Source organism: Burkholderia sp. EMB26 (assembly GCF_024730645.1).
GTDB lineage: Bacteria > Pseudomonadota > Gammaproteobacteria > Burkholderiales > Burkholderiaceae > Burkholderia > Burkholderia cenocepacia.
Window position 1 is genome coordinate 3,542,600 of the sequence record NZ_CP078070.1, and the last position, 18,563, is coordinate 3,561,162.

20 protein-coding genes are annotated in these 18,563 nt (G+C 66.9%); 8 read left to right on the forward strand and 12 right to left on the reverse strand.

Features of this window, described 5'->3' with window-relative positions:
• The first annotated feature begins 24 nt into the window (after positions 1-24).
• Positions 25-960, forward strand: coding sequence for a LysR family transcriptional regulator (locus KU887_RS16700; RefSeq protein WP_006498685.1), 936 nt, complete (start codon positions 25-27; stop codon positions 958-960).
• 98 nt (positions 961-1,058) lie between these two features.
• Here KU887_RS16700 and KU887_RS16705 read toward each other — a convergent pair whose 3' ends face one another.
• On the reverse strand, positions 1,059-2,699 hold the full coding sequence (locus KU887_RS16705) for an L-lactate permease (RefSeq protein WP_006498686.1): 1,641 nt from the start codon (positions 2,697-2,699) through the stop codon (positions 1,059-1,061).
• A gap of 422 nt (positions 2,700-3,121) precedes the next feature.
• Between KU887_RS16705 and KU887_RS16710 the strand changes: the two genes are divergently transcribed.
• Complete coding sequence (locus KU887_RS16710) at positions 3,122-3,439, forward strand: DUF4148 domain-containing protein (RefSeq protein WP_058901922.1); 318 nt, start codon at positions 3,122-3,124, stop codon at positions 3,437-3,439.
• An 87-nt stretch (positions 3,440-3,526) separates the two neighbouring features.
• On the opposite strand, the gene gshA is transcribed toward KU887_RS16710, so the two are convergent.
• The 3 genes from gshA to ada form a co-directional block, all read right to left on the reverse strand.
• Positions 3,527-5,140: a glutamate--cysteine ligase gene (gshA, locus tag KU887_RS16715; protein ID WP_193759724.1), complete on the reverse strand. Its 1,614-nt coding sequence runs from the start codon at positions 5,138-5,140 to the stop codon at positions 3,527-3,529.
• 464 nt (positions 5,141-5,604) lie between these two features.
• Positions 5,605-6,564, reverse strand: coding sequence for a DNA-3-methyladenine glycosylase (locus KU887_RS16720; RefSeq protein ID WP_006492382.1), 960 nt, complete (start codon positions 6,562-6,564; stop codon positions 5,605-5,607).
• Positions 6,561-7,652, reverse strand: a complete 1,092-nt coding sequence (gene ada / locus KU887_RS16725; protein WP_006489944.1) for a bifunctional DNA-binding transcriptional regulator/O6-methylguanine-DNA methyltransferase Ada — start codon at positions 7,650-7,652, stop codon at positions 6,561-6,563. Before ada ends, KU887_RS16720 begins: the two co-directional genes overlap by 4 nt.
• Positions 7,653-8,083: 431 nt before the next feature.
• Between ada and KU887_RS16730 the strand changes: the two genes are divergently transcribed.
• A complete protein-coding gene (locus tag KU887_RS16730; RefSeq protein WP_006498690.1) occupies positions 8,084-8,497 on the forward strand; it encodes a VOC family protein in 414 nt (137 codons plus the stop codon).
• Positions 8,498-8,518: 21 nt separating this feature from the next.
• Here the strand turns inward: KU887_RS16730 and KU887_RS16735 are convergent, their stop codons facing one another.
• The 3 genes from KU887_RS16735 to speG form a co-directional block, all read right to left on the reverse strand.
• Entirely contained in the window at positions 8,519-9,073 is a 555-nt protein-coding gene (locus KU887_RS16735; protein WP_006498691.1) for a YaeQ family protein, read from the reverse strand.
• Between the two features lie 188 nt (positions 9,074-9,261).
• On the reverse strand, positions 9,262-9,609 hold the full coding sequence (gene sap1 / locus KU887_RS16740; protein ID WP_006489950.1) for a surface attachment protein Sap1: 348 nt from the start codon (positions 9,607-9,609) through the stop codon (positions 9,262-9,264).
• Between the two features lie 487 nt (positions 9,610-10,096).
• Positions 10,097-10,654, reverse strand: a complete 558-nt coding sequence (gene speG / locus KU887_RS16745; RefSeq protein WP_058902297.1) for a spermidine N1-acetyltransferase — start codon at positions 10,652-10,654, stop codon at positions 10,097-10,099.
• Positions 10,655-10,805: 151 nt separating this feature from the next.
• Between speG and KU887_RS16750 the strand changes: the two genes are divergently transcribed.
• The 4 genes from KU887_RS16750 (at position 10,806) to KU887_RS16765 (ending at position 13,086) form a co-directional block, all read left to right on the forward strand.
• Positions 10,806-10,976 carry a hypothetical protein gene (locus KU887_RS16750; protein ID WP_006489933.1) on the forward strand — a complete coding sequence of 57 codons (171 nt, stop codon included), beginning with the start codon at positions 10,806-10,808 and terminating at the stop codon, positions 10,974-10,976.
• Positions 10,977-11,093: 117 nt separating this feature from the next.
• Positions 11,094-11,342, forward strand: a complete 249-nt coding sequence (locus KU887_RS16755) for a DUF2795 domain-containing protein (RefSeq protein ID WP_258250740.1) — start codon at positions 11,094-11,096, stop codon at positions 11,340-11,342.
• A 109-nt stretch (positions 11,343-11,451) separates the two neighbouring features.
• On the forward strand, positions 11,452-12,810 hold the full coding sequence (locus KU887_RS16760) for a sensor domain-containing diguanylate cyclase (protein WP_006498694.1): 1,359 nt from the start codon (positions 11,452-11,454) through the stop codon (positions 12,808-12,810).
• 150 nt (positions 12,811-12,960) lie between these two features.
• Positions 12,961-13,086 (forward strand): hypothetical protein, encoded by a 126-nt coding sequence (locus tag KU887_RS16765; RefSeq protein ID WP_256097665.1) that lies wholly within the window; start codon positions 12,961-12,963, stop codon positions 13,084-13,086.
• Between the two features lie 141 nt (positions 13,087-13,227).
• On the opposite strand, the gene mnmE is transcribed toward KU887_RS16765, so the two are convergent.
• Positions 13,228-14,622: a tRNA uridine-5-carboxymethylaminomethyl(34) synthesis GTPase MnmE gene (gene mnmE, locus KU887_RS16770; RefSeq protein WP_048989075.1), complete on the reverse strand. Its 1,395-nt coding sequence runs from the start codon at positions 14,620-14,622 to the stop codon at positions 13,228-13,230.
• A gap of 337 nt (positions 14,623-14,959) precedes the next feature.
• Between mnmE and KU887_RS16775 the strand changes: the two genes are divergently transcribed.
• The gene (locus KU887_RS16775; RefSeq protein ID WP_006489946.1) at positions 14,960-15,394 is read left to right on the forward strand and encodes a transcriptional regulator; all 435 of its coding nucleotides are present in this window, start codon (positions 14,960-14,962) and stop codon (positions 15,392-15,394) included.
• 124 nt (positions 15,395-15,518) lie between these two features.
• Here KU887_RS16775 and yidC read toward each other — a convergent pair whose 3' ends face one another.
• From yidC to rpmH, 4 genes are all read right to left on the reverse strand, one after another.
• Complete coding sequence (yidC, locus tag KU887_RS16780) at positions 15,519-17,180, reverse strand: membrane protein insertase YidC (RefSeq protein WP_012329458.1); 1,662 nt, start codon at positions 17,178-17,180, stop codon at positions 15,519-15,521.
• Between the two features lie 8 nt (positions 17,181-17,188).
• Complete coding sequence (gene yidD / locus KU887_RS16785) at positions 17,189-17,455, reverse strand: membrane protein insertion efficiency factor YidD (RefSeq protein ID WP_006489939.1); 267 nt, start codon at positions 17,453-17,455, stop codon at positions 17,189-17,191.
• A 75-nt stretch (positions 17,456-17,530) separates the two neighbouring features.
• Complete coding sequence (gene rnpA, locus KU887_RS16790) at positions 17,531-17,992, reverse strand: ribonuclease P protein component (protein ID WP_006489941.1); 462 nt, start codon at positions 17,990-17,992, stop codon at positions 17,531-17,533.
• Between the two features lie 15 nt (positions 17,993-18,007).
• Positions 18,008-18,142: a 50S ribosomal protein L34 gene (gene rpmH, locus KU887_RS16795; RefSeq protein ID WP_004198824.1), complete on the reverse strand. Its 135-nt coding sequence runs from the start codon at positions 18,140-18,142 to the stop codon at positions 18,008-18,010.
• Between the last annotated feature and the right edge of the window lie 421 nt (positions 18,143-18,563).

The following is an 18,563-nucleotide window of genomic DNA, read 5'->3' on the forward strand; positions in this document are numbered from 1 at the left end:
TGAAGAGGGGGGAGAAGCCGAGTCGTGTTCGATCAGCTGAAGGCGTTCCACGCGACCGTCCGGCAGGGCAGCATCACGCGCGCCGCGCGCCACCTCGGCGTGAGCCAGCCGACGATTGCCGCGCAGATCCGGCAGGTCGAGCAGGTGTACGGCGTCGAGCTGTTCTACCGCAGCGGCCGCAAGCTCGAGGTGACCGACACGGGCATCGAGCTGCTGCCGCTCGTCGAGCAGATGATCGCGCTCGAGGCGCAGGCCGACATCATGCTGCGCAACGTCGGCGGCCTGTTCGAAGGCCACCTGCGGATCGGCGCGACCGGCCCGTACTACATCATGGACGCGGTCGGCCGTTTCTCGAGCGCGCACCCGTCGATCGCGCTCACGTGCCGGATCGGCAACTCCGAGGAAATCCTGCAGGCGCTGCAGGAATTCCGCATCGATCTCGCGGTCTCGTCGCAGCGCAACGACGCCGACGGCCTGGAACGCAAGGTGATCTCGACCGATCCGCTGGTGCTCGTCGTGCATCGCCATCATCCGCTCGCGCGGTTCGATTCGATCGACCCGGCGCAGCTCGCCGACGTGCGGCTGCTGATCCGCGAGGAAGGGTCGGTCACGCGCCGCTGCACGGAGACGATCCTCGCCGCGGCCGGCGTCGCGGCCCCATCGGTCGCCGAGATCGGCAGCCGCGAAGCGATTCGCGAGGCGATCCTGCATGGCGTAGGCGGCAGCCTGTTTCCGCTCGGCGAGGCCGAGCGCCATCCGGACCTGCGCGTGATCGCGCTGCGCGGCGTCGACACGACGATCGACGAATACGTGTACTACCTGAAGGCGCGCCGCCAGAGCCCCGCGATCGACGCGTTCCTCGCGTGCATCCTGCCGGGCGACGGCGAAGCGGCCGATGCGACCGATGCGGCCGACACGGTTGAAACCGGACGAACGATGCGGCGGGTGAACGCGCGCTGAGCCGCCGCGCGTTCACCGCTTCCGCACACTACGTGGCGCTTTTCCCGGGCGCCTTCCCTCGTTGCTTTCCTCGTGCCTTCTTCTGTCGCGGCGCCGCGTCACTTCGGCAGCGCCGGAATCATCCAGGTCAGCACGTGCTGCTGCAGGAACACCAGCACGCCGAGCAACAGCGTGAGGATCACGCTGTGCCAGAAGGTGCGTGCGAACACGACGCCCTCCTGCCCTTTCAGGTCCGTCGTCGATACGCCCGTCGCGATGTTCTGCGGCGAGATCATCTTGCCCATCACGCCGCCCGACGAGTTGGTGGCGGCCATCAGCACCGGATCGAGGCCGAGCTGGCGCGCGGCGACGACCTGCAGGTTGCCGAACAGCGCGTTGCCCGACGTGTCGCTGCCGGACAGGAACACGGCGATCCAGCCGAGCGACGCGGACACCAGCGGGAACAGCGCACCGGTCGACGCGACGCCGGTGCCGAGCGTATAGCTGATGCCCGAGTAGTTCAGCAGGTACGCGAGCCCGACGATCATCATCACCGTGACGATCGCGATCCACGTCTGCCGCCACGTCTTCACCACGCATTCGACGAACGCGCCGGGGCCGGTACGCGTCAGCGCGGCCGTGACGATCGCCGACAGCAGGATCGCGGTGCCCGTGCCGAGCGGCTGGAAATCCCAGATCGCCGCATACGGCTTGTGGTACAGCGACACGTACACGGCGTTGTGCAGGCCCGGCCACTTGATCTTCACGTCGCCGATCGCCGCGACGTTCGCGTGCACCCACACGATCACGACCACCGACACGACGAGCCACGGCAACCAGCCGCCGAAGCCCGCGCGCGCGGCGCCGGCGGCGGCCGGCACGCTGCGCGCCAGCGCGTATTGCGGATCGGGCTGCGGCTTCCACAGCTGCAGGAAGCCGATCGTCACGATCAGCGACGTGAGCGACGACAGCACGTCGGTGAGCTGGTAGCCGAGGAAGTTCGACGTGACGAACTGCGCGAGCGCGAAGCTGCCGCCCGACACGAGCAGCGCGGGCCACAGCTTCGCGATCGAACGCAGCCCGCCGTATGCGCCGACCACGTAGAACGGCAGCAGCAGCGCGAAGAACGGCAACTGGCGGCCGACCATCTGCGCGAGCGTCGCGGGCGGCAGCGACGTGACCGCGCCGAGCACGGTGATCGGCACGCCGAGCGCGCCGAACGCGACCGGCGCCGTGTTGAACAGCAGCGTGTAGGTGAGCGCTTCGAGCGCGGGGAAGCCGAGCGCGATCAAGAGCGCGCTCGTGATCGCGACCGGCGTGCCGAATCCGGAGATCCCTTCGAGCAGACAACCGAACGAGAACGCGACGACGAGCAGCACGAGGCGGCGATCGTCGGGCAGGTTGTCGAGCATCCACTGCCGGAACTGGTCGAAGCGGCCCGACTTCACCGCGATGTTGTAGAGCAGCAGCGCGTTGAAGACGATCCACATCACCGGCACGACCGCGAGCGCCATGCCGGCGCCGACCGCGTTGAACGCGAGCCCGGCCGGCATCCCCCACGCGCCGATCGCGACCGCGAGGCCCGCGACGAGCCCGGCCAGCGACGCCTGCCACGCGGGGCGACGCAGCACGCCGAGCGCGATCAGCGCGACCGCGATCGGGATCGCGGCGACGAGGAACGACAGGAGCAGCGAGTGGGCGACGGGCGTCAACGGTTGCGCGAAGACGATGCCGGGCGGTAGGGCGTCGGTGGGATTCATCGTGTCTCCAGAGTCGACCCGGGCGCGCAAGTCGATGTGCCGGGTTCGGGTCAAGGCGATGTCCTGCGGTCACGACCACGATCGGGCGCTTGCGTACGCAACGACGTTGCGCGGCCAACCGATCGGTCGCTTAAAAGAGGTTAGGAGGCGCGACGCGCTTGCACAAGGGGGGAGAAGCCCGATGCGGGCGAGCCGATGCGGACCGTCCACCGCACGATGACCGGCAGATGGCGCACAGCTGTCGCGTTCGACAGGCAACCCGTCGCGGCCGGCTCACTGGTGCGCGCGCAATGTTGCGCGACCGGAAAAGGTGACTGCCAGCCACGAGGATGTTTCGTTTGGCCTCCGAAGCCTAGACTGGCTGCATCGCTTCCGCCCGCGCCAGCAACGGCGCGGCACCGGAACCTCACGGAGCACACACGATGAAGACGATGAAACACGCGGCATGCGCGTTCGTGCTGATCGGCGCGGCGTTCGCCGCTCACGCGCAAGCCGCGTCGACGCTCACGCGCGCGCAGGTCCGCCAGGAGCTCGTGGAGCTGCAGGCCGCCGGCTACCGGACGAGCCTCGCAAGCAGTCCGGACTTTCCGGAAAACATGCAGGCGGTCATGCAGCGCGCGGCGCAGGCGCGCAGTGAGGGCGACGCGGCCGGTTACGGCAGCGACGGCCGGTCCCACACGGAATCGGGCAAGCCGGCGCTGCCGCACGCGGCCGATCGCGGCACGTACGCGCATCACTGACCGGATCACCGACCCGATCACCGACGGAATCGGACGGATCGCGCGGCAGCGGCGCGGCGCACCCTGCGCCGGCCGCATGCGCGAGCGTCACACGCTGAAGCGGTTCAGCGTATAGGCGCGATAGGCGGCGACGAATGCGTCGAACGATCCGGCCTCCTTCGCTTCGAGCTCGGCCTGCTCGGCCAGCGACTTCGCGGCGAGCGCCTGCTCGGTGCGCAGCGTCTCGGCCGACGGCGGATGCGCGCGGAAATGCGCGGCATGCGCTTCGCTCTGCGCGAGCGCGAACGCGAGGAACGACTGGCCGTTCTCGCGCATCGTGCGCAGCACCCGCGCGGACGGCGTGCGTTCGGGATCGGCGAGCTTGTCGCGCTGCGCGGCGATCGCGCGCGCATGTTCGTCGCCGCCGCGGATTTCGTCGAGCCGGCGACCGACGATCTCGATATCGGCCATCAGTTCGTCGGCCCACTGCCGCAGCGTGATCGATTGGCCGTCGCGCGTCAGCGTGAGCCCCGGCTTGCGGCCGTCCATCGTCACGCTGCCGAAGTTCGCGTTCGCTTCCTTGTATGCGTCGCAGTCGAGCGGCGCGCTTTCGTCGAGTGCGCACGCGAGCAGGAACGCGTCGATGAAGCGCGCGGTCTCCAGCGCGATGCCGGTCGGCTCGAACGGATCGATGTCGAGGCAGCGCACTTCGATGTACTGGACGCCGCGCGACGCGAGCGCATGCAGCGGCCGCTCGCCCGAATACGTGACGCGCTTCGGCCGGATCGTCGAGTAGAACTCGTTCTCGATCTGCAGCACGTTCGTGTTGATCTGGATCCACTCGCCGTCGCGATGCGTGCCGATCGCCTCGTACGCCGGATACGGCTCGCTCACGGCCTTCGACAGCGCGTCGAGATAACCGGGCAGCGTGTTGTAGTCGACATGCAGCGCGGCCTGGGCCGTCGTGTTCGAGTAGCCGAGATCGCTCATCCGCAGGCTGGTCGCGTACGGCCGGTACAGCGTATCGGCGTCGAACGTGTCGAGTTTGTGCGGCTTGCCGCGCAGGAACCTGGTGTCGAGCACCGGCGACGCGCCGAACAGGTACATCAGCAGCCAGCTGCGGCGGCGGAAGTTGCGGATCTGCGCGAGATAGCGTTCCGACTGGTAATCGACGAGCGTCGCCGTGGACCCTTCTTCCGCATGCAGGCGCCGCCACACTTCCTCGTGCAGCGAGTAGTTGTAGTGGATACCGGCGATGCACTGCATCGTGCGGCCGTAGCGATACGCGAGGCCGCGCCGGTACACCGTCTTCAGGCGGCCGATGTTCGACGTGCCGTAATCGGCGATCGGGATCTGGTCGTCGGCCGGCAGCAGGCCCGGCATCGAGTCGTTCCACAGCATCTCGTCGCCGAGCGATGCATAGACGTAGCGATGCAGATCGTCGAGGCGCTCGAGCGTGAGCGCGGCGTCGCGCTCGGCGGGCGTGATCAGTTCGATCAGCGCTTCGGAATAGTCGGTCGTCAGCGCCGGATGCGTGAGCGCCGAACCGAGCGCGCGCGGATGCGGCGTGAACGCGATCATCCCGTCGCGCGTCACGCGCAGGCTTTCCTTTTCGATGCCGCGCAGGCCGTCGGGCAGATGCTGCCGCGTCGGGCCCGAGCTCAGCGCGTCGAGGCGATTCAGCAGCAGTTCGGACTGGCGGTGAGTCATGGTGTTCGACATGGAGACGCAAGTGCGTGACGGCCGCGCGCAGAACGCCGCGCGCGGCCGGCTGGATTGTTGGTCGCTTCGTTGGTAGCGGGCACTTTAACATCTCGCCGGAACCCGCGCTTGAGGTGGCTCCGGGCATGGCGCACGGGCCTGAGCGGGCGATCGGACGGGCCGGACGCGGCAGCGCCGGCCCCGATCGCCGGGTCGGGACGAGGCCGATCGGCACGCCGGTCAGCGGAATTCGTCGGATGGAACGGGCGCGGCGAACGGGGGCGGCAGGTGCAACCATGTCGCGGAATGGATCGGGAAACGACGCATACGGAGACGTCGCACGCGCGGCATCCGGCCGTTGCCGGAGGCGAGGCATCGCCATGACGGGCCACATCACGCCGGCACTTGTCGCATGCCGGCGCCGCCTGCGCACCGGGTTGCAGCCCCGCCTTCCGGCGGTCGCACCCGGCCGCGGGCCGCCGCGCTTACCCGCCGCGCGCGCCGCCTGCCCGGTCGGCCACTTCGTTCCACAGATGCAGCGCCGCATACGCACGCCACGGCCGCCAGCCTTCGGTGCGGCGCTTCTGGCTGGCGAGCCGGTCGAGCGCCGGGTCGCGCGCGGCGATCGACTGCATCAGCACGAGATCGGATGCCGGCCACGCGTCCGGGTCGCGCCATGCACGCATCGCGATGTATTCGACGGTCCACGGGCCGATGCCGGGCAGGTCGAGCCACGCGCTGCGCAGCGTCGCGAGATCGGCATGCGCGCGATCGACCGGCACGTCGCCGGCCGCCACCGCGCGCGCCACGCCGGTCAGCGCGGCCACCCGCTTGCCGGGCATCCCGATCTTGTCGAGATCGCACGCAGCCAGCGCGTCGGGTGTCGGAAACCGCCACGCGGGCGCGCCGTCGTCGTCCTGCATCACGCGTTCGCCGGCCCGTTCGACGAGCCGGCCGACGATCGTCGTCGCGGCCTTCACGCTCACCTGCTGGCCGACGATCGCGCGCACGGCCAGCTCGAACCCCGACCACGCGCCCGGCACGCGCAGCCCCGGCGCGGCGTCGACGAGCGGCGCGAACCACGGATCGCGCGCGAGCCCGTCGCCGATCGCGGCCGGATCGGCGCCGAGGTCGAACATCGTCGCGACGCGCGCGGCGAATGCATCGTCGACGTGACGCGCGACCGCCCCTTCGACGGTCGCGATCAGGCAATGCTTGCGCGGGTGTTTCGTGACGGTGAGCCGGCCCGCATCGCCGTGCAGATCGACGATGCGGCGATATACACCGTCGGCGACCTGCTCGACACCCGGAATCGCGCGCCCGCTGAAGAAGCGCAGCACGCGCGCCCAGTCGTACGGCGCCTTGTAGCGCAGCTCCATCTGCGCAGACGGCGGCACTGGGCCGCCGTTCGCGAGGGACTTGATCGTTGTCGTCTCGATGCTCAAACCGCACTGCCCTCCGTCTCGGCTTCGGCTTCATCGTCATGAACGTGGCGCGCCTCGGCCGCGAGCAGCGTCGCCTTGCGGCGCACGCCCCAGCGATAGCCGGCGAGCGCGCCGCCCTTCTGCACGACGCGGTGGCACGGGATCGCGAGCGCGACCGGATTCGACGCGCACGCGGACGCGACCGCCCGCACCGCGCGCGGCGAGCCGAGCGCCTCCGCGATCTCCGAATAGCTGCGCGTCTCGCCGTATGGGATGTGCGTCAGCGCTTCCCATACGCGCTGCTGGAACGCGGTCGGCGCGATGTCGAGCGGCAGGTCGAATGCGTGCCGCGTACCGTCGAGATACGCGCGGATCTGCGTGACGAACGGCGCGAGCCGCGCGGACGATTCGACCAGTTCGGCACGCGCGAACGTGTCCTTCAGTTCGCCGACGAGCGACGCCGGGTCGTCGCCGAACGCGATCCGGCAGATGCCCTGTTCGGTGGCGGCGACCAGCACCGTGCCGAGCGACGTCGACGCGGTCGCATAGTCGATCCGCAGGCCCGCGCCCTGGCGGCGGAACGCGGACGGCGCCATCCCCAGCTCGCGCGGCACCGACGCATAGAGCCGCGACGGCGAGTTGAACCCGGCGTCGACAGCCGCCTGCGTGACCGGCTGCCCGCTTTGCAGCGCCTGCCGCAACGCCGCGCCGCGCTGCGCGGCCTGGTACTGCCGCGGCGACACGCCGACCACGCGCTTGAAGAGCCGCTGCAGGTGGAACGGGCTCACGTGCACGGCGTCGCTCAACTGCTGCAGCGTGAGCCGCTCGGCCTGCGCGTCGAGCACCGCGCATGCGCGATTGACGATGTCCAGTTCGCGCGGCAACCCTTCCGGCTGGCAGCGCTTGCAGGGCCGGAAGCCGGCCGCGCGCGCGGCCGCCGGATCGGTGAAAAAGGACACGTTCTCGCGGCGTGGCTGCCGCGACGCGCAGGTCGGGCGACAAAACACGCCGGTCGTGCGGACACCATAGAAGAACGCGCCGTCCGCATGCGGATCGCGCTCGGTCACGGCGCCCCAGCGGGCATCATCGGTCGGATAGGCGGTTTTCATTTGAACCTCGCACTCTCTAGTGTAGATGGTGCCTACTCTAGCCATCGGCACATGCCGTCGCGCCCTGAATCTTGCTCTGTGATTCATGCCGACGAATCGGGGCCACATCGATCGAGATAAATCCGACGAAACCCGCGCGGCGGCCGCTCCAGCGCGGTTTTCGTCATCGTCCCGTCACCATTTTGCTGCAGTGCGGATGCGACAAATCGCCGTCCTGACGTTTTTTTGCAATCGGAATATTGCGTCGCACCATCGCCGTGTGTATAGTTGGAATTGTCTCCTCCATGTCTCCTCCTGATATGGATTAAGCCCGTTCCGCACTGCGTGAACGGGCTTTTTTTCGTCCGTCGATTGTGCCGCGTTCCGGCCGGCGGCGCAGGCGCGATGCGTCTACACTCGATGCTCGTCGACTGCGAAGGAGTCCCCCGCTCATGAAACCCACCATCCGCGGAATCGATCACATCGTGCTGCGCGTGACCGACATGGCGGCGATGACGCGCTTTTACTGCGACGCCGTCGGTTGCCATGTGGAGAAGGAACAGCCCGATCTGGGCCTCGTGCAACTGCGCGCCGGCGACGCGCTGATCGACCTGCTGACGGTCGGCGGCCCGATCGACCGGCCCGACAGCGGGCCGCCCGGCACCGGGCGCAACCTCGACCACCTGTGCCTGCGCGTCGAGCCGTTCGATCCCGACGCATTGATCGCCCATTTCGCCGCGCATGGCGCGCGCCCCGGCGCGCCGGCCGAACGCTACGGCGCCGGCGGCTACGGGCCGTCGATCTACCTGTTCGATCCCGAAGGGAACATGGTCGAATTCAAGGGGCCGCCGGCCGCGCTCGGCTGAATGCGGCCGGCGCGCGGGCCGTTACGCGTCCGCGCGCGCCTTCAGCACCGTCCATTCGACCGCGACCGGATCGTGATCGGCGCTCGAGATCCACGCGGCGCCGTCCTGCACCGTGCACTGCAGGCGCATCGTGCGCTCGGCGAGCCGCCCGAGCGCGGCCGCGACGCCGTCGGCGAGCGACAGCACCTGCACGTTGCGCAACCGTTCGACCTTGCTGCGCACGCCCTGCCACCAGATATCCGACGTCTTGCCGCCGTACGCGATCACCGTGACCTGTCCGGCGCGGCCGGCCGCCTTCGAGATGCGTCGTTCGTCCGGCTGGCCGGCCTCGATCCACACGTCGATCGCGCCCGTCAGATCCTTCTGCCACAGGTCGGGCTCGTCGACGTCCGACAGCCCCTTGCAGAACTCGAGCCGCTCGTGCGCGAACAGCGCGAACGCGACGATGCGCACCATCATCCGGTCGTCGGTTTCCGACGGATGGCGCGCCACCGTCAGCGCGTGATCGGCGTAGTAATGCCGATCCATGTCGGCGATTTGCAGCTCGGCTTTGTAGATCGTGGATTTCAGCGCCATGCGGATGCGGCCCGGGCGGGCATTCGGTTCGGTCGGGCCGTGATGATACCGAATGCGCGCCGTCCGGCGTGCGTGATGCGCGATCCACAGCGCAACGGCCCGGCATGCGCCGGGCCGTGATCGGTTCGCGCCGCCGGCTCCTCGAGCCGGCGCGCTCGCGCGTCGTGCGACTGCGCGGGAATGGACGGTTATTGCTTGACGAAGCGCGAATCGGTCCAGAGGCCTTGCTGGTCGCTGTTGTCGGCGCTGACGAACTGCACGTCGCCCTGATCGACCGACACCACGCGGAAGCGCTGGCCTTCCGGCACCGACAGGCAGCGGAAGTCGTCGAAATACTGCTGCTTCGCCTGCGACTTGCCGTCACGCTCGTGACTCAATACGGAGTCCAGATTGTCTTTCGACAGACAGCCCCATGCGTTCTTCGTCAGCTGGATTTCCTGCTTCGGCTTGACGGCCGAATCGCCGCCGGCCTGCGCAATCGACACAGCGCAAAATGCGCCGACAAGGGCAAAGAGGACACCGGTACGCTTCATCATGTTCTGTCTCCAGGCTTGCGGGCACCAGGCTGGGTTAGCTATGTGTTTAAAGGTGATCGTGAACCCGCGTTTTTCACTTTAGAAGACCGGTAAACGATAGCAAGCACATTTGTTGTGCGACCGCAATAGCGGCGGATTGTCGCATCCCGTGCGCAGCCTGTTTTCGCGCAGTGTGCGCGACGGGTAAAAGCGGGCTGCCCGGCGGACAGCCTCGTCATGCCGGGCGGAAAGCGTTATCCGGCAAGGCTTTCATCCCAGTTACATTGCAGCGATTGAACGGTTTGGATAATCCATTTCGATATCCGGATCATTTTGATGCGCCGCACATAAAGTCATCCGAAACGATTCCACTTTACCGCAGCGCGCAATCGCATTTACCTGATACAAGAAAAATGCCAGGTATAAGCGGATCCGTATTTATCCGTAGTTCCCCGTGTCTATTCGGCGCCCGCGAAGCCCTGTCGCAAGCGCCTTTCACCGATGGTGTTTACCCTGCGTTATTCACACCGGCCCGCTGCCGCTCGAAATAATCGCGCTGGAAGATGCACATCCGATAAGCGTTGTGATACGCGCCATTCCCGAAAAATTCTTCCTTCAATTCGGCCTCGTGCTGGAATCCGCATTTCTCGTACACGTGAATCGCCGCCGCATTCGACGTATCGACGATCAGGTACAGCTTGCGCATGTTCAGCACCTTGAACGCGTACTCGATCGCGAGGCGCGTCGCCTGGCCCGCATAGCCGCGCCCCTGGCACTGCGGCGCGATGATGATCTGGAACTCGCCGCGGCGGTGGATGTAGTCGAGCTCGATCAGCTCGACGAGGCCGACGAGTTCATCTTGCGCATCGACCGCGACGAAACGGCGCTCGCGCTGGTCGTGTACGTGGCGGTCGTACAGTTGCGACAGTTCCGAGAAGGTTTCGTACGGCTCCTCGAACCAGTAGCGCATGATCTTCGCGTCGTTGTTCAGCTCGTGGACGAAGCGCAGGTCCTGGCGCTCCAGCGGCCGCAGCGCGAGCGTGTTGGTATCGTTCTGGAGTTGCATGTTCGTGTCCTTTTTGAGGCCGGCGCACGTGCGGAACGCCTGCGCGGCGCGGCCGCGCTCGGGCCCGTTTCGCACTGTAAGAAATTGAACGCGGGCGAAGTTCAGAGCCTAGAATGGGAGCAAGGGTTCCTGCCACCGCAAGGAGGCTATCGTGATCGAGCAAGTCATCCTCGGAATTTTCCTCGTGCTGCCGCTCGTCATCGTGGCTGCGCTGTTTTCCGACGAACTCTGGCAGGAGCACCGTCGCCAGCATCCGCGCGACGAGAACGCACCGCACATCGACTGGAAGCATCCGTGGCGCCGCGTGCGACGCGGGCATTGACGTCGATCGTCGCCATCCGCAAACCCGCGCCGGCCGGGGCACCGCGGGCCCGCGTAACATGCCGGGCACGGCCTTTGCGCTTCGATCCGATTCCCGCCCTACCCGCGAGACGCCGACGTGAACGACAAGCCCACCATTCCTCCGCACGATATCCCGAACGAAACGATCGACCTGCAGATCGCCGATGTCCTGGCGGCCGTCCGCTATCCGGTGAACAAGGACGCGATCGTCGATGCCGCGCGCGACGCCGGCGCCAGCAACGAAGTGCTGTCGATGCTCGACGGCCTGCCCGAGCAGGACTACGCGGACGTCGATGCCGTCACGCGCTGGGTCGCCGGCAACTTCGGCCCCGGGCTCGGCATTTGAGCGCAGCCCGATAACGCGATAGGATCGGGCCGCACCGGTCGCGCCGCGATCGGCAGGCGTGCCGCCCGGCGCAAGATCGGGTGCGTCGCACGCGTGTCCGGGGGACTCCATGGAAGGCATCCTGATCCAGCACACGACGCAACGTCAGCTGTGGTTCGGCGCGCTGACGGCGCTCGTCATCCTGCTCACGCTCGGGATCGCCGCGCCGCATGCGAACGTCGCGCTGCCGCCCGTCGAGCCCTTCATGCCGATGTGCGCGCTCACCGTGTTCACGACCGCGAGCATCGCCGCGTTCTTCCTCGGCGCGCAGTTCACCGTGACACGCCAGCCCGTGCTCGGTGCGCTCGGCGGCGCCTATGCGTTCACCGCGCTCGCCGTCGCGCTGCAACTGCTCACCTTTCCCGGCGTGTTCGCGCCACATGGCCTGCTCGGCGCGCGCCCGCAAAGCGCCGCATGGATGTGGGTCTTCTGGCATGCCGGCTTTCCGTGTTTCGTGATGGGCGCGCTGTTCGCACGCGAACGGCTGACGCGCGCCCCGGTCGGCGCGAAAGAGACGCGCCGCTGGACCCTCGCGCTCGTCGGTGGGCCGGCCATCGCGGCGGCGCTGCTGTGCGTGCTCGCGCTCAACGTGTCGCTGCCGCCCGCGTTCCATCCGCCGCGCGACGCGGCCGTGCTGCCCGTCAACGGCATCGCGCTCGTCGTGTGGATCCTCAACGCGCTCGCGCTCGTGGCCGTGCTGGTCACGGGCCGGCTGCGCACGACGCTCGACCTGTGGCTCGCGATCGCGGTGCTCGCCTGTCTCACCGATACGACGCTGAACCTGCTGTCCACCAACCGCTTCACGGTCGGCTGGTATGTCGCGCGCGTGTTCAGCATGTTCACGCCCGGCGTGCTCGTGTGCGTGCTCGCGTGGGAAGTGACGATGCTGTATCAGCAGTTGTTCGAAGCGCACGCGACGCTGATCCGCTCTTCCGCGCGCGACGGTCTCACGGGCGCGTTCAACCGCAGCCACTTCAACGACCATTTCCATACGCTGTTCCTGCAGGCGCGGCGGCAAGGCGAACCGCTGTCGCTGCTGATGGTCGACGTCGATCGCTTCAAGGCGTACAACGACGCGTTCGGTCACGTGAAGGGCGATGCGTGCCTGATCGCCGTCGCGAATGCACTGGCCGGCGCGGTGCGGCGGCCGGCCGACATCGTCGCGCGCTACGGCGGCGAGGAGTTCGCGATCGTGCTGCCGAACACCGGCGCGCGCGGTGCGCGGGTGGTGGCCGACGAAGTGCGCGAAGCCGTGCTGCGGCTCGACCTCGCGATGCCCGACTCGCCGGCCGGGCGCGTGAGCGTCAGCGTCGGCTGCGCGACCGTGTCGGCCGACGATCTGTCGACCCCCGACGCGCTGATCGAAGCTGCGGATGCCGCGCTGTATCGCGCGAAGGATGCGGGGCGAAACCGGGTCGTCGTCGCCTGAAAACGTCTGCTGTTTGGCGAATTGTTACGGTCAATGTGACCGGAATAATCCGCCGTTACGGATTGCGGCGCGGGGATACGATCGCTTACAGCCCGGGCCGGAGCCGCTCGCTATGCTGGGTTTCATATTGAACCCGAGCAGGTGAACGCGATGAAGAAGGCCCTTTTGCTGATTGCCGGCGTCGCCGTGTTGTTGAGCGGCTGTATCGTCGTGCCTGATGGTGGCGGGTATTACGGTGGGGGTGGGTATTACCATCATCATCGTCATTGGGATTGACGTCTTCCGACCGAGCACTGCGTGATCATTCCGGATGTTTGAATTCGTTTCGGCATCCGGCAATGACGATGCGTGAGCGCCCATGCCGTTCGTACTCGATGGCACGCCGCTGGCAGCGGCAACGGACAGTTCCGTGCCCGCTCACTTCCCGATACAAAACCTGCTGAAAATCACCCCCAGCAGATCATCCGACGTGAACTCCCCGGTAATCGCATTGAGCTGCTCCTGCGCGAGCCGCAGCTCTTCGGCAAACAGATCGAGCGACTGCGCACGCTGCTCCGCATGATCCGCCGCCTGCGCGAGATGTTCCTGCGCGGCCCGCAGCGCGATCAGATGCCGCTCGCGCGCGAGATACACACCCTCGGCCCCCGCCTGCCACCCCGCGATCCGCAACAACTCCGCGCGCAGCATGTCGATCCCGTCGCCGCGTTTCGCCGACAGATGCACCTCGGTCAGATCGCCTTCCGCCGCCGGATGCTCGACGCATGCCGGCACGCCGGTCAGATCCGTCTTGTTCAGCACGCGCACCACCGGCACGCCGGCCGGAAACCGCGCGGCGATCGTTTCGTCGTCCGCCGTCATCCCCGTGCGCGAATCGAGTAGATGCAGCACGACGTCCGCGCGCTCGATCTCGCTCCACGTGCGCGCAATGCCGATCCGTTCGACTTCGTCCTCCGTCTCGCGCAACCCGGCCGTATCTATGATGTGCAGCGGAATCCCTTCGACCTGGATCGTCTGCGCCACCTTGTCGCGCGTCGTGCCGGCAATCGGCGTGACGATCGCCAGCTCGGCGCCCGCCAGCGCATTCAGCAGCGATGACTTGCCGACGTTCGGCTGCCCCGCGAGCACGACCGACAGCCCTTCACGCAACAACGCGCCCTGCCGCGCATCGCCGAGCACGTGCGCGAGTTGCGCGCGGATCTTCGCGAGCTTGCCGCGCGCGTCGGCCGCTTCGAGGAAGTCGATTTCCTCTTCCGGAAAATCCAGCGTCGCCTCGACCAGCATCCGCAGCGTGATCACGTCGTCGACGAGCGCATGGATCTGCCGCGAGAACGCGCCGTCGAGCGAACGTCCGGCCGAGCGCGCCGCGGCCTCGGTGCTCGCCTCGATCAGGTCGGCGACGGCCTCGGCCTGCGCGAGGTCGAGCTTGTCGTTCAGGAACGCGCGCCGCGTGAATTCGCCCGGTTCCGCCAGCCGCAGCCCGAAGCCGCGCCCCGCATCCAGGCAGCGCTGCAACAGCAGCTGCATCACGATCGGCCCGCCATGCCCCTGCAGCTCGAGCACGTGCTCGCCGGTGTACGAATGCGGCGCGGGGAAATACAGCGCGATCCCGCGGTCGAGCGGCGCGCCGTGCTCGTCGAGGAACGGCACGTAGCTCGCATGGCGCGGCGCGAGCTTCTGCCCGCACAACGCGTCGATCAGCGGCAGCGCGGCCGCCTCGCCGCCACGCCCGAACGACACGCGGACGACCCCGATGCCGCCCCGGCCGGCAGCGGTGGCAATGGCGACGATCGGATCGGAATCGGTAGCGAGCATGGGAATCGGAGAAATCGGGTAATCAGCGAGTCAATGGTGCGCCCGCGCAACAGTTCGGGCACCGGAACGCCGGCATTGTAGCGTGCCGGCTCACACGCAACCGGCCGCGCCGCCGGATTCGGACACGCCCGAATTTATCCCGCCGGGGATAAGCCGAGTATCAGTTCGGCGTCATGACACACCGACCATTTCGGACGAGTATGCGTGCCCGAGGGGCTTGGCACTACGTCCCTCAATTTCGTTCCCCATCCTGATCAAGGCTGAGATTCGTCCGAACGAGATACGTTTATCCTATATGGTTGTCTGGGACGCGGCGATGGAATTGCACAATCTCCCCATGCCGACATCCGAAGAAAAAGCCGCGTTCTCGGAACGCCTGAAATTCGCCCTGCGGCGCAGCCCGGAGAAGGTCACGGGCGCGACGGAACTGGCGAACCGATTCAATCTGCGTCATCGCGGAACGCACCCCGTTTCGCCGCAAACCGCGCACAAATGGCTGACGGGCCGCACGATCCCGACGTCGGACAAACTCGAAACGCTCGCCGAATGGTTGCGCGTCGAAGTGCACTGGCTGCATTACGGGCCGTCGCCAAGCGTAATCGAACATCCGACGCCGCAACCGCTGCCGCGCGACGAACGTTATCCGCCGACACCCGAGACGATCGAACTCGCATCGAAGATCGAGGCCTTGTCGCCGCATCAGCGCTACCTCGTGCAGGAACTGGTCGAGCAGTTCTACGGCGATCCGAAACTCGAAGCGAAGAAAGCCTGAACGGCAGCAGCCGCACGCGCCGCCGGCGTCGTCGCCGCGAAACAAAAAAGCCGCATGGTCACGAACCATGCGGCTTTTTTTGCGAGCATCGCGGACGGCGGGCCGCCCGCGGCTGCAACGCGCGTCAGGCCGGCTTCTTCTTGACGCCGCCGAGCTTGCGCGTGATGTAGTACTGCTGCGCGATCGACAGCACGTTGTTCACGACGTAGTACAGCACGAGACCTGCCGGGAAGAAGAAGAACATCACCGAGAACGCGATCGGCATGAACTTCATCATCTTCGCCTGGACCGGGTCCGGCGGCGTCGGGTTCAGGCTCGTCTGCACGAACATCGACACGGCCATCAGCACCGGCAGGATGAAGAACGGATCGCGTTGCGACAGGTCGTGAATCCACAGAATCCACGGTGCGCCGCGCATTTCCACCGACGCGAGCAGCACCCAGTACAGCGAGATGAACACCGGGATCTGGATCACGACCGGCAGGCAGCCGCCGAACGGATTGACCTTCTCGGTCTTGTACAACTCCATCAGCGCGGCGTTCATCTTCTGCGGATCGCTCTTGAAGCGTTCGCGCAGCGCCTGCATGCGCGGCGTGATTTCCTTCATCCGCGCCATCGACTTGTAGCTCGCAGCCGACAGCGGGAAGAACACGGCCTTGATCAGCACCGTCAGCAGCACGATCGCCCAGCCCCAGTTGCCGACATAGCCGTGGATCTTCTCGAGCAGCCAGAACAGCGGCTTCGCGATGATCGTCACCCAGCCGTAGTCCTTCACGAGCTCCAGGCCCGGCGCGATGCCTTCGAGCATGCGCTCTTCTTCCGGACCGGCGAACAGGCGCGCCTGCACGTCGGCCGACTGGCCCGGCGCGATCGCGGCGACCGGCTGCTTCACGCCGACGCGGTACAGCGCCGGATCGATCTTTTCAGCGTAGATGTCGCGCTTCGCGCCCTGCTGCGGGATCCACGCCGACGCGAAGTAGTGCTGCACCATCGCGACCCAGCCGTTGTCCGCGGACTTCTCGAAGTTCGCCTTGTTCTTGTCGAGGTCGCTGAAGTCGATCTTCTGGAAGTGCTTCGCGTCCGTGTAGACCGCCGGCCCGAGGAACGTGTGCGAGAACATCGGCGTTTCGACGGCCGTGTTGTCGCGAACGAGTTCCATGTAGACCGTCGGCGTGACGGGCGCCGTGCCGACGTTGTCGATCTTGGTGTCGACGCCGATCACGTAGCTGCCGCGCGTGAACGTGTAGGTCTTCACGACCTTCACGCCGCCCTTCACCGGCGATTCGAACGACAGCTTCAGCGTGTTCTGGTCGCCCGTCAGCGACGTCGAGCCGGGGTTCAGCTGCGTGTAGACGTCGTTGTGGTTCGGGAAATCGCCGCCGAGCAGGCCCGTGCGTGCGAGGTACGTGTGGCCGGCCGTGTGGTCGAACAGCGTGATGTACAGGTCGGGCTGCTTGCCGTCGCCCTGCTTCTTCAGCGTCAGCTTCGCGAGCGTGCCGCCGCGCGTGTCGATTTCGCCGTCGTACACGTCGGTCGAGAACTTCACGAGCTGCGCCTGCGCGGCCGGGGCCGTCGTCGACGGCGCGGCGCCGGCTGCGGCGGCAGGCACGTCACCTGCGGTCGTCGTCGCGCCCGTGCCCGATGCGCCGCCGGCAGCGGCCGGAGCCGTGTGCGTGGCGCTCGGGAAGAACATCGACGGGCGTCCATGGTCCCGCTGCCAGTTGTCGTACAGCATGACAGCTGACATGAAGAAGATCACCCATAGGACGGTGCGTTTGATATCCATGCGTTGTCTCAGAGTCGATGGGACCGCGCGTCGGCTTCGCCGCGAGCGCGAGTGTCGGAGTTGGGCGGCGGGACGAGGTCGATGCCGCCCGCGGAAAACGGATGGCATCGGCACACGCGCCTGACGGCGAGATACGTGCCGCGCGCGGCGCCATGATACTGGATTGCCTCGCGCGCGTAATCCGAACAGGAAGGATAAAAACGGCAACGGTTGCCGAGCATCGGGCTCACGGCAACCTTGTAGAAGCGCAGCAAGGCGATCAATACCGTTTTCATACCTTGGGCGGCGCCGTACGACGCCGCGTCAAAACCGGCCGGGCGGGCGCGAACGCCGCGCGGGGCACGGATGCGTCACTCGGACGCGGGCTTCGACGCACGGCGGGCGATTTCCCGGACTGCCCTGTCGAGCAGTTCGCGGATCTCGGCCGCGCACATCGCCGCGAGCGGGGCGGAAGCCGCGCTCGGCAGCGCTTTCTTGTCGAAGCGCGTGTGCTGCCGCAGCAGCAGGTCGTAACCGGCGAATTCGGCGCGGCGCAGGCGAAACTGATCGCGCGCCAGCCGCTTCACGAGGTTACGGGTGACCGCTCGCGGCGCATACTTCTTGCCGATGACGAGCCCCAGGCGTGCGGGCTGACCGGTCGGCTTGCCGTAAATCACGAAGTGCGCGGAGCGCCGCCAGGGGCGCAAACGAAAAACGGATGAAAATTCATCCGTTTTCAGAAGTCGCGCAGCTTTCGGGAAGGCGGCTTTCGTCTGCGACGGATTCGCACCCGGCTCGACGGCACCTTCCGCAGGACTGCGGACGGCGGACACAGCGCGCAACCTGCCTTAGATGGCGAGGCGCTTGCGGCCCTTCGCGCGGCGAGCGTTGATGACCTTGCGGCCACCTGCCGTCTTCATGCGGACACGGAAGCCATGGGTGCGCTTGCGGCGCGTCACGGACGGTTGGTAAGTACGTTTCATGATGTTCTCACTTGTTCGAGAATGTCGAAATTCAGGGGACCGCGTGCCCTTAACCGGAGGCATTCGGGCGAACGCAATCGCCGGGAATACAGGATTGGTTTTCGCGGAACCCGCTATTTAAACCGTTTTTCTCTTGACGGTCAATACTTTACGAGTCGTCCGCCTGTGCCGGCCCGCACCGATCCGGCCCCGCGACCCACACAACCGGCCTGTGGATAAGTCCCGCTGTGGCCGCGTTTGGCGTTAGAATCTCGCCTTATCTCCAAGAATCCCGCACGCCGCTTCGGCTCGCGCCTGCCCCTCCAAGACCGTGACGCAGGCGTCCGAGGCACGCTCGCACGACCGCTTCGGGCCTTGTTGCGCAACCGCGACAAGGGCGCCGGCGAGCCGCGCTGTGCACGCAAAAAACGACAGCTACTTG

What these genes read in the sequence shown, in the direction of transcription:
- KU887_RS16705 (WP_006498686.1), bottom strand. Translation starts at nt 2,699, where the DNA reads ATGAATCCCACCGACGCCCTACCGCCCGGCATCGTCTTCGCGCAACCG.
- KU887_RS16710 (WP_058901922.1), top strand. Translation starts at nt 3,122, where the DNA reads ATGAAGACGATGAAACACGCGGCATGCGCGTTCGTGCTGATCGGCGCG.
- gshA (WP_193759724.1), bottom strand. Translation starts at nt 5,140, where the DNA reads ATGTCGAACACCATGACTCACCGCCAGTCCGAACTGCTGCTGAATCGC.
- ada (WP_006489944.1), bottom strand. Translation starts at nt 7,652, where the DNA reads ATGAAAACCGCCTATCCGACCGATGATGCCCGCTGGGGCGCCGTGACC.
- KU887_RS16730 (WP_006498690.1), top strand. Translation starts at nt 8,084, where the DNA reads ATGAAACCCACCATCCGCGGAATCGATCACATCGTGCTGCGCGTGACC.
- KU887_RS16735 (WP_006498691.1), bottom strand. Translation starts at nt 9,073, where the DNA reads ATGGCGCTGAAATCCACGATCTACAAAGCCGAGCTGCAAATCGCCGAC.
- sap1 (WP_006489950.1), bottom strand. Translation starts at nt 9,609, where the DNA reads ATGATGAAGCGTACCGGTGTCCTCTTTGCCCTTGTCGGCGCATTTTGC.
- speG (WP_058902297.1), bottom strand. Translation starts at nt 10,654, where the DNA reads ATGCAACTCCAGAACGATACCAACACGCTCGCGCTGCGGCCGCTGGAG.
- KU887_RS16760 (WP_006498694.1), top strand. Translation starts at nt 11,452, where the DNA reads ATGGAAGGCATCCTGATCCAGCACACGACGCAACGTCAGCTGTGGTTC.
- KU887_RS16765 (WP_256097665.1), top strand. Translation starts at nt 12,961, where the DNA reads ATGAAGAAGGCCCTTTTGCTGATTGCCGGCGTCGCCGTGTTGTTGAGC.
- mnmE (WP_048989075.1), bottom strand. Translation starts at nt 14,622, where the DNA reads ATGCTCGCTACCGATTCCGATCCGATCGTCGCCATTGCCACCGCTGCC.
- KU887_RS16775 (WP_006489946.1), top strand. Translation starts at nt 14,960, where the DNA reads ATGCCGACATCCGAAGAAAAAGCCGCGTTCTCGGAACGCCTGAAATTC.
- yidC (WP_012329458.1), bottom strand. Translation starts at nt 17,180, where the DNA reads ATGGATATCAAACGCACCGTCCTATGGGTGATCTTCTTCATGTCAGCT.
- yidD (WP_006489939.1), bottom strand. Translation starts at nt 17,455, where the DNA reads ATGAAAACGGTATTGATCGCCTTGCTGCGCTTCTACAAGGTTGCCGTG.
- rpmH (WP_004198824.1), bottom strand. Translation starts at nt 18,142, where the DNA reads ATGAAACGTACTTACCAACCGTCCGTGACGCGCCGCAAGCGCACCCAT.